The organism is Halobacterium sp. DL1 (assembly GCA_000230955.3).
Classification (GTDB): domain Archaea; phylum Halobacteriota; class Halobacteria; order Halobacteriales; family Halobacteriaceae; genus Halobacterium.
In genome coordinates, this window is the sequence record CP007060.1 from 1,412,034 (window position 1) to 1,426,157 (window position 14,124).

12 protein-coding genes are annotated in these 14,124 nt (G+C 66.9%); 4 read left to right on the forward strand and 8 right to left on the reverse strand.

Annotated elements, in window-relative coordinates; all coding sequences use genetic code 11:
* Window positions 1-59 precede the first annotated feature (59 nt).
* Both HALDL1_08900 and HALDL1_08905 read right to left on the reverse strand, forming a co-directional pair.
* Window positions 60-938: an ABC transporter gene (locus HALDL1_08900; GenBank protein ID AHG03704.1), complete on the reverse strand. Its 879-nt coding sequence runs from the start codon at window positions 936-938 to the stop codon at window positions 60-62.
* Window positions 935-1,984 (reverse strand): daunorubicin ABC transporter ATPase, encoded by a 1,050-nt coding sequence (locus tag HALDL1_08905; GenBank protein AHG03705.1) that lies wholly within the window; start codon window positions 1,982-1,984, stop codon window positions 935-937. The genes HALDL1_08900 and HALDL1_08905 overlap by 4 nt, the downstream gene beginning before the upstream one ends.
* Before the next feature lie 166 nt (window positions 1,985-2,150).
* Here HALDL1_08905 and HALDL1_08910 point away from each other — a divergent pair, with 166 nt between their 5' ends.
* Entirely contained in the window at window positions 2,151-2,825 is a 675-nt protein-coding gene (locus HALDL1_08910) for a hypothetical protein (GenBank protein ID AHG03706.1), read from the forward strand.
* Window positions 2,826-2,903: 78 nt separating this feature from the next.
* On the opposite strand, the gene HALDL1_08915 is transcribed toward HALDL1_08910, so the two are convergent.
* Both HALDL1_08915 and HALDL1_08920 read right to left on the reverse strand, forming a co-directional pair.
* Window positions 2,904-6,122, reverse strand: coding sequence for a methyl-accepting chemotaxis protein (locus HALDL1_08915; protein AHG03707.1), 3,219 nt, complete (start codon window positions 6,120-6,122; stop codon window positions 2,904-2,906).
* 229 nt (window positions 6,123-6,351) lie between these two features.
* On the reverse strand, window positions 6,352-7,269 hold the full coding sequence (locus tag HALDL1_08920; protein ID AHG03708.1) for an alpha/beta hydrolase: 918 nt from the start codon (window positions 7,267-7,269) through the stop codon (window positions 6,352-6,354).
* 69 nt (window positions 7,270-7,338) lie between these two features.
* Between HALDL1_08920 and HALDL1_08925 the strand changes: the two genes are divergently transcribed.
* Window positions 7,339-8,610, forward strand: a complete 1,272-nt coding sequence (locus HALDL1_08925; GenBank protein ID AHG03709.1) for an atrazine chlorohydrolase — start codon at window positions 7,339-7,341, stop codon at window positions 8,608-8,610.
* Between the two features lie 18 nt (window positions 8,611-8,628).
* Here the strand turns inward: HALDL1_08925 and HALDL1_08930 are convergent, their stop codons facing one another.
* Together HALDL1_08930 and HALDL1_08935 are read right to left on the reverse strand one after the other, a co-directional pair.
* Complete coding sequence (locus HALDL1_08930) at window positions 8,629-10,929, reverse strand: chemotaxis protein CheY (protein AHG03710.1); 2,301 nt, start codon at window positions 10,927-10,929, stop codon at window positions 8,629-8,631.
* A complete protein-coding gene (locus HALDL1_08935; protein AHG03711.1) occupies window positions 10,922-11,524 on the reverse strand; it encodes a DNA-binding protein in 603 nt (200 codons plus the stop codon). Before HALDL1_08935 ends, HALDL1_08930 begins: the two co-directional genes overlap by 8 nt.
* 115 nt (window positions 11,525-11,639) lie before the next feature.
* On the opposite strand from HALDL1_08935, the gene HALDL1_08940 reads away from it, so the two are divergent.
* Entirely contained in the window at window positions 11,640-12,335 is a 696-nt protein-coding gene (locus HALDL1_08940; protein AHG03712.1) for a glycosyl transferase family 2, read from the forward strand.
* Between the two features lie 311 nt (window positions 12,336-12,646).
* On the opposite strand, the gene HALDL1_08945 is transcribed toward HALDL1_08940, so the two are convergent.
* On the reverse strand, window positions 12,647-12,928 hold the full coding sequence (locus HALDL1_08945) for a hypothetical protein (GenBank protein AHG03713.1): 282 nt from the start codon (window positions 12,926-12,928) through the stop codon (window positions 12,647-12,649).
* Between the two features lie 150 nt (window positions 12,929-13,078).
* Entirely contained in the window at window positions 13,079-13,555 is a 477-nt protein-coding gene (locus HALDL1_08950; GenBank protein ID AHG03714.1) for an Lrp/AsnC family transcription regulator, read from the reverse strand.
* Window positions 13,556-13,792: 237 nt separating this feature from the next.
* Between HALDL1_08950 and HALDL1_08955 the strand changes: the two genes are divergently transcribed.
* Window positions 13,793-14,110 (forward strand): hypothetical protein, encoded by a 318-nt coding sequence (locus HALDL1_08955; GenBank protein ID AHG05258.1) that lies wholly within the window; start codon window positions 13,793-13,795, stop codon window positions 14,108-14,110.
* The last annotated feature ends 14 nt before the right edge of the window (window positions 14,111-14,124 follow it).

Consider the following 14,124-nt stretch of genomic DNA (forward strand, 5'->3'; position numbering starts at 1 on the left):
TATAGTCGTAACGCAATCAATTCTGGTTACGTGGGCGCCGGGAGGGAGGGGGCGGACCCTCAGCGCACGTCGGAACTCGACGCCCGCGACAGCAGGACCACAGCGATGGCGCCGAGCACGAGGTCGAGGGCGACCAACACCACGATTCCGGGGACGACGCCGTCGAGGGTCCCGCCGAACACCGACACGTCGACGACGCTCGCTACGTCCCGGTCGAGCATCAGCGACCGGGCGGCGTCGACGCCGTACGTGACGGGGTTGAGGCTGGCGAACGTCTGGACCCACCCCGGGAGCGAGTCCAGTGGGAGGAACGCACTCGAGAGGAACAGCAGCGGGAACTGGAGGAGGTTCGCGGCGATGATGGTCGACTCCTGGTCGCGGGTGATGACGGCCAGGGAGTTCGACAGCGCGAGGAACCACAGCGAGAACAGGATGCCGACGGCGACGATGGCGACGGCGCCGACCACTCCGGTCGCGATCTCCGCGCCGAGCAGCACGCCGAGACCGAGGATGATCGATATCTGGATGGCGATGCGGAACACCTCCGCGGCGGTCTTGCCGACGAAGACGGCCGTCCGGTTCATCGGCGAGACGAGCACCTTCTCGAACATCCCGTTCTCGATGTCGTTGACCAGACCGATGCCCGACGTGATGGCCGCGGCGAGCGCGACCTGTATGGCGATGGCTGGAACGAGGTACGTCTCGTAGTTGATGCCGGGGATGCCGCGGTTGACGGCGTCGCCCGCGACGTTGCCGAACACCTCCGTGAACAGCACGAGGAAGATGATGGGCTGGACGAGCGACACCACGAGCACGAACGGGTTGCGGACGGCCTTGAGGTTCCAGCGCTTGAAGTTCACCCAGACGTCCCCGAAGAAGGAGTTGCCGGAGCGCTCGACGCGGCGGTCGGCGGCCGCGTCGCTGGCGGGCGAACTCATCGACCCACCTCCCCCTCCTCGGGCGTCTCGACGTCGAGCTCTTCGCCCGTGATGGCGAGGAACACGTCGTCGAGAGTCGGTGCCCGGATGTTGAATCCGGTCACCGTCAGCCCCGCGTCCCGGAGCGCGACGAGCAGGTCGGTGCCGTACTGGCGCGCGGTCTCGGCGGTGACGCTGATGCCGGTCTCGGTCTCCGAGACGGAGGCGTCGTCGAACGCCTCGAACTCGCGGGCGATGTTCGCGGCGCGGCTTCGGGCGTCGCCGTCGCCCTCCAGTTCGACGTCGAGGACCTCGCCGCCCACCTCGCGCTTGAGGTCGGCGGGGCTCCCCTCTGCGACGATGTTGCCGTCGAGGATGACCGAGAGGCGGTCACAGAGCTGGTCGGCCTCCTCGAGGTACTGCGTGGTGAGAAAGATGGTGGTGCCCCGGTCGTTGATGCGGCGGAAGTAGTCCCAGAGCCGGTTGCGGGCCTTCGGGTCGAGTCCCGTCGTCGGTTCGTCGAGGAACACGAGCGGCGGCTGGTGGACGAGCGCGGTGGCTGCGTCGAGGCGTTTCTTCATCCCGCCGGAGAACTCCTCCGCGCGTTTGTCGGCGACCTCCTCGAGGCCGACCAGTTCGAGCAGTTCGTCGATGCGGTCCTGGCGGTCGCCCCGGGGGACGCCGTAGGCCTCGCAGGCGAATCGGATGTTCTCCTCGGCGGTCAGTTCGGGGTCGATGCTCGTCTCCTGGGCCATGTAGCCGATGGATTGGCGGACCTTCCGGGGTTCGGAGCGGACGTCGAAACCGTTGACGTGGACGTCACCCGCTGTCGGCGAGAGCAGCGTCGCGAGCACCTTGATGGTGGTCGTCTTCCCCGCGCCGTTCGGGCCGAGGAAGCCGAAGAACTCCCCCTCCGGCACGGTCATGTCGACGCTCCGGACGGCCTCGGTACCGTCGGCGTACGTCAGTCCCAGTCCCTCCACGTCGATTGCTGGAGCCCTGGACCGCGCCTCTTCGGTCCGGGTCGCCGCCGGCTCGGCCGGCGACTCGGACTGTGGTGTTGGCATACCGGTACTAGCGGGGCGGGCTGTAAAGTCGTTCAGCTTCGAGTAGTCGAAGTCTCGCCCTCGCTGTCGCAGTTCGACTGTTTGGAGGTTCAGTGGCAGTCAGGCGTGACCAGCAGGAGCTTCCCACTACCCTAGGCTTATTCGGCTCGCCTTCCCGGTGACGCGTATGCGAATCAAGACATCGCTGAAAAGTAACTTCACGGCGGGACTCGTGCTGGTCGGGCCGCTCGTCGTGACGCTCGTCATCCTTCGGACGCTGCTCGGCTGGCTCGGTGGGCTGCTCGACCCCATCGTGGAGGGAACCCGACTCGCCACCCAGACCGGCGACAGCACGGTGCTCGCACAGCTACTCGCACTCGGCATCATCGCCGCTCTCGTGACGGTGCTGGGCTTCCTGGCCCAGCGCACCGTCGGGAAACGCATCTTCGGGCGGACCGGCCGCCTCGTCGACTTCCTCCCGGTGTTCCGGACTATCTACGGGAGCGTCCGCGGGATGGCGTCGTCCGTCGTGAACCGGAGTTCGGACTTCGAGTCCGTCGTCTACGTCGAGTACCCACGCGACGGCGTTTACCGCCTCGGCCTGAAGACTGGCAACAGTCCCGAGGACCTCTCGGAGATTGCGGGCGAGCGCGCGCACAACGTCTTCTTCCCGGGGAGCCCGAACCCGACGCAGGGCTCGCTCATCCTCGTGCCCGACAGTCGCGTCTACGACTCCGAGTTGAGCGTCCGCGCCGCCATCCGCCTGCTGATGACGACCGGGATGGACCAGTCCGACTCCGTCATCGAACTCGACGACGACGAGGTCGTGTTCCCCGGCGACCACCCGGGGTCCGCGGACTGAGCGCCGCGGGCGGACCATCCGCTACACGAACACGAGAACCACGTAAAGAATTGGACGGGAACTGCCGGAGTTCTGCAGTCAGTCGTCTTGCCGGTCGAACTCCCAGTCGCCGCCGTCGGTGGCCGGTTCGACGGACCCGGAGACCGCCGAGGCGTCGACGTCCCTGCCGCTCGTTCCGCTGTCCTCGCCGACCTGGAACTGGGTGACGAGTTCCTGGAGGGACTTCGCGGACTGCGAGACGCCCTGGACGCTGGTCGTCACCTCGTCGATGGCGGCGGTCTGCTCCTCGGTCGCCGCGGACACGTTGCTCGCCTCGGCGGCGGACTCCTCGCTCACTGCCGACACCTCGTCGACCATCGCGACGACCTCCTCGGTGGAGACCGCCTGGTCCTCCGCGGCGTCCGAAATCTCCTCGACGCCGCGCTCCGCGTCGGTCACCGCGTCCGCGATGTCGTCGAACATCTCGATCGCGTTCCCGATGGTCTCGGCCCCGCTGTTCACGCTGTTCTGCATGGACTGCATGTCCTCGACGGTCTCGTCGGTGCTGTCCTGTATCTCGGAGATGAGCTGTTCGACCTCTTCGGTGGCATCGCCGGCTTCCGCCGCCAGCGTCTTGATCTCGTCCGCGACGACCGCGAACCCTTCGCCGGCCTCGCCGGCGCGGGCGGCCTCGATGGACGCGTTCAGCGCGAGCAGGTTGGTCTGCTCGGCGATGTCCGTGATCAGCTGGACTATCTCGTTGATCTCCGTGATTTGGTCCTCTAGGCTCTCGACCTGGTCGACGGCCTCGTCGGCCTCGGACTCGATTGCCGTGATTTCGTGGGTTGCGTCCGCGGCGTGGTCGCGGCCGCGGTCTGCCAGTTCGACGGCTTCGTTCGCCGTCACGACGACGTCTTCGGCCGACGACGCCACCTCCTCGATGGTCGCCGAGAGGTCGTTCATCTCGTGAGAAACGGACTGTAGCTGTTCGGTCTGCTGGTCGGCGCCGCTGGCGATCTCCTCGACGGCCTGGGCGGTTTCCTGGCTCGCCGACTTGATCTCCTCGGCGCTCGCGGCCGTCTCGTCGCTCAGCTCCGCAAACTTGTCGGCGACGTCCCGAACCTCCGCGAGGCTGGTCTCTATCTCCTGGAGGCCGGCCTCCAGGTCGGTCATCACGACGCCGTACTGCCCGGGGAGGTCGGTGTCGAACTCCTGGTCGAGGACGCCCTCTCGCAGCAGGCGGCTGGTCTCCTGTAGCTGGTCGAAGCTCCCGGAGAGCTGTCGGACGCCCCCCTGCAGGTCTGCGAGGACCTCGCCGTACTCGCCGGGGAGGTCGGTGTCGACTTCCTGGTCGAGTTCGCCCCCGCGAATCCGCTGGCTCGTCTCCCGTATCTCGTCGAAGGCGACCTGAAGCCGACCGATGCCGTCGTCGAGGTCGGTCATAATCGTGCCGAACTCGCCGGGGAGGTCAGTGTCGATGTCCTGGTCGAGGTCACCCTGGCGGAGTCCCTCGCTGACACCCCGCAGCTCAGTGACCTGCCGGCGGAGGTTCGTCCGCATGTCGTCGAACGCGTCGACCAGTTCGCCGACCTCGTCGTCGCCAGCGTTCACCTCGACGGTGTCCTCGAAGTTGCCCTGCGAGAGCGACTTCGCCTGGTCGCGGACCGCCTCGATGGGCCGCGAGAAGTACCGCGCAGCGAGGTATCCCAGGCCGACGACGGCGACGATGATGCCGCCGACGAGCAACAGCAGGAGGTTACGCGCGGACGTCGTGCGGTCGTCGAGGGCCGCCGCGAGCGCCGCGCTCGGCCCGGTCACGTCTGTCTCGGGGACGGTCCCGAGAACTGCCAGCTGTTTGTCGCCGAACTGGAGCGGCGCGTAGGCGACGTAGTAGTTGCTCTTCGCTCCGTCAGAAGCGGTTCGCGTGTACGTCTCGAGTCCGGAATCTCCGGCGAGGATCTGCTCTTTCGCGATATCGGTCAACGAGCCGTACTGCTGGCTCGTGATGCTCGACCCTGCGGTGACAACAGACTCGTCGGGGTGACTCAGAATCGTTCCCTCCCCGTTCACGATGCTGAGGTGGCCGGACTCACCGACCGTCATCCCGGTCGCGAGATCGGTGACGATGCCGTAGTCGAACTTGAGCGCCACCGTGCCGCCGAACTCGCCGTCGTGGTAGACCGGCGTGGCGATGTAAACCATCTGCTCGCCGTTCACGTTGCGGACGTCACCGACGTACACCTCGTCCTTGCCGAGCGTCTTCGCGTTCTTGAACCACTTGGTGTTCGCGTAGGACGTGCTGTCGAGGGACTCGGAGACGACCGACCCGTTGTCGTTCCGGTGGGCGCGTGTGACACCCCACCCGTTCTCGTCGGTCATCACGATCTCGTCGTAGGCGTAGCGCTCTTCGCCATCGGCGGTGACCGTCCGAGTGTTCAGGTAGCTCTCGAAGGAGTCGCGGATGCCGTCGCGGGCGTTCTCGACGGCGCTCGTCTGGAGCTCGTAGTAGTAGACGCTCGGCGCGAGCACCCACTCGAAGTCCTCGTAGTACGTGTAGGCGATGAACTTCTGCTCGGTCGGGTTGCCCTCCTGGGTGGTGTCCTCCCAGTCGTATTGGGCGATGCCCCACTCCTCGCCGTTCCGGATGGCCGCCTCGGACTGGACCGTGGACTCGATGTCCTCGAAGACGGTGAGGTCAGCGTCCTCGACGAGGTTGAACCCGTCTGCCAGGTTGTGGTGGGAGACGATGGAGGAGTCCAGCGTCGTCACGTAGGCGTAGCCCGTCTGACCGATGTAGCCGGGCTGGTGCGTGTCGGCCAGCGTCCCGCTGGGCTGGGTGAAGTTGCCCGCCGTCCCGAACAGCGTCGCCTCAACTTCGTCTTTCACGGCCTGTTGCTCCGAGGCGGAGAGCTGTTCCCAGTTCTGGCCGCCGTACTGCCGTTCGAGAATCTGCTGTTTGGCCGTCTCGACGGTGTCGTGCATCTGGAGCGCGACGAAGCCGACCTGCCGGTGGCTCTGCTCCCGTATGAGTTCCATCTGCCCCGCTTCGGCGGCCTGGTAGTTCTGGACTGGCGTCGACTCCGCCAGCGACCGCACGTCGACGCGGCGCACGTTGAGGAGGTTCTGGAGTTCTCCCTGTCTCGACTGGACCGTGTCGTTCAGTTCACCCGTGATCTGATCCTCCAACGTCGTGGTGCTCTGGTCCTGCGCGTACGAGCCCACGGATTCCATGTTCTGGAGGCCGGCCACACCCACGGCCGAGACGGGAACCAGCGAGATGACGAGACAGAGTACGATGAGCTTCGTCCTTATCTTCACGACCGCTCACCCGGGCTGCTTGCGGCTGCTGCAGCCGTGTCCTTCGACCGTGCCTCTGCCCTGCCGCCCGACTGTTCGAACTTCCTTTCTCTCCGGGAATCCCTGCCCCCGTTTTCTTCCATGTGTCCGCCGTCACTATATGGGGTAATTAAATCTTGTGTGGCGTTCTTTCCTCCGATAACGTCGGGGTTGAATCTCCGACATGAATCGGCCTTCGACGCACTGTCACTCAGCCGAGGCGGGCTGCGAGGCGGTCCATCGCGTCGTCCGCGGCGGCGACGTCGTCGGTGAGGCTGAGGAATCCGTGGGCCATCGACGGGTAGTGGTGGTGCTCGACCGGTGTCCCGCCGGCGTCGAGGGCGGAGGCGTACGCCTCTCCCTCGTCCCGGAGCGGGTCGTGTCCGGCGGTGACGACTGTCGCTGGCGGCAGGTCGCCGTGGTCGGGGGCGCGCAGGACGCTCGCGTACGGGTTCGCGGCGTCGACGGGACTCCGGCAGTACTGGGCCCAGAACCACTCGACGTCAGCGCGGGTGAGCAGCGGGCCATCTCCGTGCTCTCGGTAGGACTTCCGGCTCGTGTTCCGGTCAGTCATCGGGTAGAGCAGCGCCTGGTGGGCGAGGTCGGGTCCGTCGAACGCCCGTGCGCGAAGCGCGACGGCGGCCGCGAGGTTGCCGCCCGCGCTCGTCCCCGCGACGGCGACGCTGTCCGGGTCACCACCGAACGCGGCCGCGTTGTCGACGGTCCACTCCAGTGCGGCGTAAGCGTCGTCGAGGCCCGCTGGGAACGGGTGTTCGGGCGCGAGGCGGTAGTCGACGCTGACGACGACGCAGTCCGCGCGGGCGGCGAGTTCCCGGCAGACGCCGCCGATGGAGTCCAGCGTCCCGAGTGTCCACCCGCCGCCGTGGTAGAAGACGACGACGGGTGCTGGTCGCTCTGGGTCGTCGTGGTAGACGCGGACGGGCACCTCGCCCGCGGGGCCGTCGAACGCGAGGTCACGGGCGAACGCGACCTCTCGCGGGTTTTTGGCGGTGAACACCTCGTCCTCCACGCGGCGCGCGGCCGGGACGGAGAGTTCGTGCCACTCCGGGACGCCGGCAACGCGAACCCGCTCGACGACCGCCGCCAGTTCCGGGTCGAGTTCGCTCACGGCTGTCCATCTCACCCCGCAACCGAAAACGTTCGGAACGTTCTCGTCGCTGGCGTCACACGGTGGGGTATGGACGAGTTCGACGCGTCGCGGTCCGCGGCCCGGATGCGCGACGCCGAGTCCTCGCTGACGGGGCTCCGCGAGCGGTTCTCGACGCCCGAGGGGACGGTGTACATGGACGGTAACAGCCTCGGGGTCCACGGCGAGGACGCCGCGGTGGCCCTCGAGCGCGCCGTCGACCAGTGGCGGGAACTCGGTATCGAGGCGTGGACGGAGGCCGACCCGCCGTGGTTCGACTACGGCGAGCGACTCGGCGACCGACTCGCGGACGTCGTCGGCGCCAAACCCTCGGAGTGCGTCGCGGCGAACTCCACGACGGTGAACATCCACGCGCTCGTCGGAACGTTCCTCGACGCCGCCGACGGCACGCGCGTCGTGGTCAACGAACTCGACTTCCCGACCGATCACTATGCCATCCGCGCACAGCTGGAGGCGCGTGGCCTCGACCCAGTGGAGAACCTCGTGGCCGTCGAGAGCGACGACGGGCGGACAATCGAGACGGACGCTATCGAGGCGGCTGTCGACGACGACACCGCTATCGTGTTCATGCCCTCCGTGCTCTACCGGAGCGGTCAGCTGTTCGACCTCGAAGCCGTCACCGACGTCGCCCACGAGCACGACGCGTTCGCGGGGTTCGACCTCGCTCACTCCGTCGGCGTCGTCCCCCACGACCTCCACTTCGACGGCGTGGACTTCGCGGTGTGGTGTAGCTACAAGTATCTCAACGCGGGACCGGGCGCCATCGCGGGTCTCTACGTTCACGAGGACCACTTCGACCTCGACCCTGCGCTCCCCGGCTGGTGGGGTCACGAGTCGGCGACGCAGTTCGACCTGCGCCCGGAGTTCACGCCCGCCCCGGACGCGAGCGCGTGGCAGATAGGCACGGTGCCGGTGTTCTCGGCCGCGCCGCTGTTCGGTACGCTCGACGTCGTGGAGGCGGCGGGCATCGACGAACTCCGCGCGCACTCGGTGTCGCTCACTCGATACCTCATCAGCCTCGTCGACGAGCACCTCCCGGAATGTACGGTCGGTAGTCCCCGCGAGGCCGACCGACGCGGCGGCCACGTCGCGGTCGAACACCCCGAAGCCGGGGCGCTCAGTCGCGCGCTCCGGGACCGCGGCGTGGTCGTCGATTACCGGCCGCCGAACGTCGTCCGGGTCGCGCCGTCGCCGTACTTCGTCGGCTACGAGGACGTGTGGCAGGCAGTCGACGAACTCCGCGTGGTGCTCGAAGAGGACGCACACGCCGACTACGCCGCCGAGGCGGACTCCGTCACCTGAGGCCGGTTACGCGGACGTCTACTCGCTCGTCGTGAACTCGAAGCGCGCGCCGCCATCCTCCCCGTCGGTCACCGACATCGTCCAGCCGTGGGCCTCGGCGATGCTCTTCACGATGGCGAGGCCGAACCCGGTGCCGTCCTCGCTGTGTGTCTCCCCGGACTTCAGGACGCTGTCGCGGTGGTCCAGCGGGATGCCGGGGCCGTCGTCCGAGGCGAAGAAGCCGTCCTCGGTCGTGCCGACTCTCACCGTGACACTCGGGCCAGCGTGCTCCACGGAGTTCCCGAAGAGGTTCTCCAGTAGCGACCCGAACCGCGAGGGGTCCGCGAGGAGCGTCGCGTCGCCGGTTACCTCCAGGGCTGCACCGTCGGTCTCCACGTTCCGCCACGCCTGCTGGGCGGCCGTCGACAGCGACACGTCGACCGTCTCGTCGAGGCTGCGCCCCGTCCTGGCGAGGGTGAGCACGCTCTCGATGATGTCGTGCATCCGTTCGAGCGCGGTGTCCGCCCGCTCGAAGTGCTCGTCGTCCCCGGTCTGTTCGGCGAGTTCGACGTAGCCCCGCGCGACGTTCAGCGGGTTCCGGAGGTCGTGGCTGACGATGCTGGCGAACTCCTCGAGGCGGTCGTTCTGGCGCTCCAGTTCTCGCTCGCGCTCCTTGCGGTCGGTGATGTCGGTGTACATCGCGTAGCCGTGGACGTTCGGCTTGTCCAGGCGGAACGGCACCACGTCGAGCAGGAAGTCCCGCGGGCCGTCCACGGCGATGCGGCGAACCTCGACGTTCACGCTCTCCCCCTCCTTGAGCTTCTGGTTGTACACCTCGGCCTCGGTGATGGCGTCGGGTGGAACGATGTACTCGTCTATCCGTTCGTTTGCGAGTTCGGACTCGCCGTAGCCGAACACGCGCTCGAAGGCGGGATTGATCGACTGGATGACGGGCTCCCCGTCCTCGACGAAGAAGCTCCCGGTCGGGCTCGGAATGTTCTCGAACAGCGCGGCGAGGCGGTTGCGCTCGCGGCGCAGTTCCGCCTCGCGTCGGTGGAGCATCTGTACGCGGTCAGCCCGGTCGAGCGCCGCCTCGCCGTTCGCAGCCAGCACGCGCACGAGGTCGCAGTCGGTCCGGCTGAGCGTCCCCCGCTCGGTGGCGCCGACGAGTAGCACGCCGTGCTCCCCGAGTGGGTGGATGATCTCCTCCTCGATGAGCGTCTGCGGGTTGTGGACGTCCTGGTGGTCCGGGACGTAGTCGAACCGCTCGGACTCCCCGTTCTCGTACACCCGCCACGCGAGGCTCTCGCCGGCCTCGAGCACCGGCGGTTCGTCACCGCCGACGGGTCCGGAGACGGCCGCCGGCAGGAGCGCGTCGCCGTCCTCCGAGACGAAGAACACGCCGACGTACGGCAGCCCGAGCAGGTCTTCCGCCACGTCGACGATGACCGACGCTATCTCGCCGGAGGTGTCCACGGCGAGCATCCGTCGCATGGCGTCGTGGAGGCCCGTGAGCGTCCGTTCGCGGTGGTGTTGCTCGGTCACGTCACTGACCACTGCGAAGGCGTCGGCGCTCGTTCCCTCGTCAAGCGGTTTGACAGTGACCTCCAGAACGCGGTCGTCCGCTGGGTCTGCGAGCGTCGTCTCGAGAGTCACGTCGCCCCCTGTGGGGACGAGTGAGCCGCCGTCCGCCTCGACGAGTTCTGCGAGTGACTGATCGCGGAGTTCCGACTCGGTCGCCTCGAAGATGCGTTCGGCGGCACCGTTCGCCTGCTCGATGGTCGCGGGCGCGTTGACGCCGGTGTCGTAGAGCACGAGCGCGTCGTCCGCCTGCTCGAACAGCGTCCGGAAGCGCTCCTCGCTCTCGCGGACGTCCTGCCGCGAACGGATTCGCTGGACCGCCTGGAACGTGTGGGAGGCGAGCAGTTCGGCGAGTTTGAGGGTCTCCTCGTCCAGGCTACCGGGTTCGTCCATGCCCGCCTGGAAGATGCCGACGTCCCCGATGGGGACGGTCACGACCGACCGGGGAGCCCCTTCTGGTAGTTCGTCGACGCGGGGGTCGTCCTCGACGTCGGGCACCACCTCCGACTCGCCCGTCTGGTAGACCTCCCCGGCGATGCCCTCGCCGACGTCGATTCCGGTCACGCTCGGTCGCCGCCCGCTCCACGCACGCACCGACAGGACGCCGTCGCTCTCCGTCTCCACGACCGCCGTCGAGAAGTCGAAGATGGCCGCCGCGGCGTCCGCCATCGCGTCGTACACCGTCTCGACGCGCTCCGCCCTGGCAACCTCGGTGGCGTACGCGAGCAGTTCGCTGCGCTGGTCGCTGTTGTCACTCATCGTCGGACTGGTCGGAGAGGCGCCTGAACAGCACCTCGTAGTCCTCGTTGTCGAAGTCCGCGACAACCTCGTCGAGTTCGCCACGGAGCGCTTCGAGCCTGGACCGTAGCTCAGCGAACTCGTCGGACTCCGTGACGGTGGGGTCACCGGAGTCCACCAGCAGCGCGTGCTTGCGCGCCGTCGAGAAGTAGCGCTGGACCGTGCCGTCGTACGTCGAGCGTCTGAGGAGGCGCTCGACAGTCGCGAGGAGGGTGTCGCGGTCGACGGGTTTGCGGAGGTAGTCGTCGAACCCGAGGTCGATGATGTCGAGTTCGGGTTCGACGGCGGTGACCATCGCGACCCGGCACTCGAGGTCGCGCTCCCGGATGGTCTCGAGGACGTCGTCGCCCGAGAGGTCTGGCATCTGCCGGTCGAGCAACACGGCGTCGACGCGCTCGTCGAGGGAATCGACTGCCTCCTCGCCGTTGTACGCAGTTCTGACTGTGTAGCTGTCGCGCAGCCAGATGGCGTAGAGGTCGGCGAGCCCCTCCTCGTCGTCGACGACGAGAATGGTGGCCGCCTCGTCGTCCGTGTTCCCGTTGTCGACGTCGCTCATATTTGCGGTGTCCCGCGGTCTGGCGGACAAAAGAAGCGGACCTATTTATCACTTGTTGCGTGCGGGCCGACGGTTTTGGCAAGCCTAAAATACTCGCGCTGAGTAGCGACCGGCGATGAGAGAGACCGACGGCCCCTACACGCTCGACGACGTCACCGTCGTCATGGGGACGTACAACGAGGAGGCGGCCGTGGACGCCGTCCTCGACGACATCGAGTCCGCCACGGACGGGCGCGCAAGCGTCGTCTGCGTGGACGGATCGAGCGACCGGACGCCAGAGATCGCGCGGGAACACGGCGCCCGAGTCGTCGAACAGGAGCCCCAGGGATACGGTGTCGCTGTCCGGGCCGCGCTGCTCGAAGCCGAGACGCCCGTCGTCGTCACTACCGACTGCGACGACACCTACCCGATGGAGCGCATTCCGTCGTTCCTCGACTACGTCAACCGCGGGTACGACGTGGTAAGCGGGGACCGGCTCTACTGGGGGGCCGACGAGATGCCCGCGTTCAACCGCCTCGGTAACGCCGCGTTCGCCGCGCTGGCGTCCCTGCTCGTCGGCGAGCGAGTCCACGACACGACCACGGGGATGCGCGCCTACCGCCGCGAGGTCGTCGAGGACATCCACTGGACGCAGAACACCGGGCTCTCCGCGGAACTGCTGCTCCGCCCGCTCTGCCGCGGCTACGACGTGCTGGAGGTTCCCATCGAGTACGACGAGCGCCTCGGCGAGACGAAACTCGACCCCCTGGAAGGTGGTGCGGAGATTCTCGGCTCTATCGTCAAGGTCTGCCTCGAAGAGCGCGTTCGCTGAACGAGCCGGTGGTCGAGCACGCGTCGGCCCGACCCGTCAGCGCGGTGCAGGGTCCGTCACTCGTCCGGCGCTCCAAGAGTAATCCCTCAGCGAAGGGCGGGTTCGCACTGTAGATGAATTCTCCCCGTCAGTTGCGTCGGATTCCCCGTCGAGTGGGTCCACGCAGACGACACAGGTCGTGGTTTGCTCCGTCTCCCCGTCGTAGCTGGCCTGTTCGTCGCCTGCGGTGCCGCTCGGCCGCTCCGCTCGGGCCGGTCAAAGATGACCGCTACTGTCGACAGCACCGTCGCTCGGCTGCCGCTGTCGGTGGACTACTGCTCCCCGGGGCCGACCGTGGGCCGAGAACGGCGTTCCTCGTCGGTCACCGACACCTTGCCGTCGCTGTCCACGGTCACCTCGTAGCCTACGTACGTGAACTGGACTGTCAGGCTGTCGGCGCGCGTCTGGACGAGCGCGGTCAACGCGTCGGGGTCCAGGACGTCGTACAGCGGCGGGAGACTTGTCGGTTCGACGGCGCTTCGGTCTGCGACTTCCCGGATGATTCTGTGGAGTAGGTCGTTGCTGGTAGAACGCTCGATGCTACTGCATTCCATTACAGAACCACAGGCTTGCGACGTAGATAAGCCTCACAGAAAGTTGCTGGCCGTTGGTGCAGGATTTCAACGACGACTGCAGAATCGCGCAACCATTGAGTTGTGGGAAGGCGCAACTTTCCACCGGAGTACTGCGGTTTTCGTCCCAAGTCAGTCCTCGGTAACGTCGCTCCCGAAGTGGTCGAACGGCTGGACGTGGGAGTCCTTGACGAACTGCTGGACCTCGACGTCCAGTCCGAGCGACTCGATGTCCGCCGCGATGCGCGTGACGTCGTCGCCTTCGACGGCCACCGCCTCGATGACAAGGTTCCCGGTTCCGGAGTGGATTTCGTCGACCTGCACGACGCCGTCGATGCCGATTGCCCGCTCCACGTGTTCCGCGCGTTCGCCGACGGACACCGTGCAGACGAACTTGACGCGCAGCTGGAAGCCCGCCGCGTCGTAGTCGATGTGCGGGTGGTACCCCTGGATGACGCTGCGCTCCTCCAGTCGCTCGATGCGGTTCCGGACCGTGTTCGGCGCGACGCCGACGGCTTCGGCGATGACCGACGCGGTGTTGTTCCGGGCGTCGGCCTGGAGCATGTGGAGGATGCCGCGGTCGACCTCGTCGAGTTCCGGCGGCTCCATACGTCGTCTACCGGAACGCGACGGAAGGCCGTTGTTACCAGTCGCCCCGGTCTGGTCGTCGGTAACTCACACCTATCCGTCAGAGGCAGCACTCTCCTCCACGGTCACAGAGGCGGTCCCAACTCTCGAACGAGCAATCCTGCGAACAGCGTCGAGAAGCATACTTCCTGCCAGATAACTCGGCCTGATCCCCGATTTCACCAGATACTATTTGGGTACTGGCCTCGTAGCGTAGATATGGTAAATGACACGGAAGATACTGATGTTCGCGAGGGGGGTGGGTTCGGCGTCGACCAGGCCCTCGGCGTGGTCGACAGCGTGCTCGGGGACTGGACCCCGCTGGTCTGGAAAGCGGTGGTCTTCTACGCGCTGTGGATCGGGCTGGCGTACATCGCGATGACGACCGTCACGGGGAGCCAGACGGCCCAGTTCGCGGCCATCGCCTACTGGTTCGGCTGGCTGTTCCTCGGGATGACCGCCATCCTCGGCGTCTTCATCGCGGTCAGTGGCTGGATCGACCGGATGCGACTCTCCAGCCGGCAGAGCAAGTACTGACGCGAAGCCAGCGA

Excerpts from the sequence above, each read along its gene's own strand:
- HALDL1_08940 (AHG03712.1), top strand. The coding sequence starts at position 11,640 with ATGAGAGAGACCGACGGCCCCTACACGCTCGACGACGTCACCGTCGTC.
- HALDL1_08955 (AHG05258.1), top strand. The coding sequence starts at position 13,793 with ATGGTAAATGACACGGAAGATACTGATGTTCGCGAGGGGGGTGGGTTC.
- HALDL1_08900 (AHG03704.1), bottom strand. The coding sequence starts at position 938 with ATGAGTTCGCCCGCCAGCGACGCGGCCGCCGACCGCCGCGTCGAGCGC.
- HALDL1_08930 (AHG03710.1), bottom strand. The coding sequence starts at position 10,929 with ATGAGTGACAACAGCGACCAGCGCAGCGAACTGCTCGCGTACGCCACC.
- HALDL1_08925 (AHG03709.1), top strand. The coding sequence starts at position 7,339 with ATGGACGAGTTCGACGCGTCGCGGTCCGCGGCCCGGATGCGCGACGCC.
- HALDL1_08935 (AHG03711.1), bottom strand. The coding sequence starts at position 11,524 with ATGAGCGACGTCGACAACGGGAACACGGACGACGAGGCGGCCACCATT.
- HALDL1_08950 (AHG03714.1), bottom strand. The coding sequence starts at position 13,555 with ATGGAGCCGCCGGAACTCGACGAGGTCGACCGCGGCATCCTCCACATG.
- HALDL1_08905 (AHG03705.1), bottom strand. The coding sequence starts at position 1,984 with ATGCCAACACCACAGTCCGAGTCGCCGGCCGAGCCGGCGGCGACCCGG.
- HALDL1_08910 (AHG03706.1), top strand. The coding sequence starts at position 2,151 with ATGCGAATCAAGACATCGCTGAAAAGTAACTTCACGGCGGGACTCGTG.
- HALDL1_08945 (AHG03713.1), bottom strand. The coding sequence starts at position 12,928 with ATGGAATGCAGTAGCATCGAGCGTTCTACCAGCAACGACCTACTCCAC.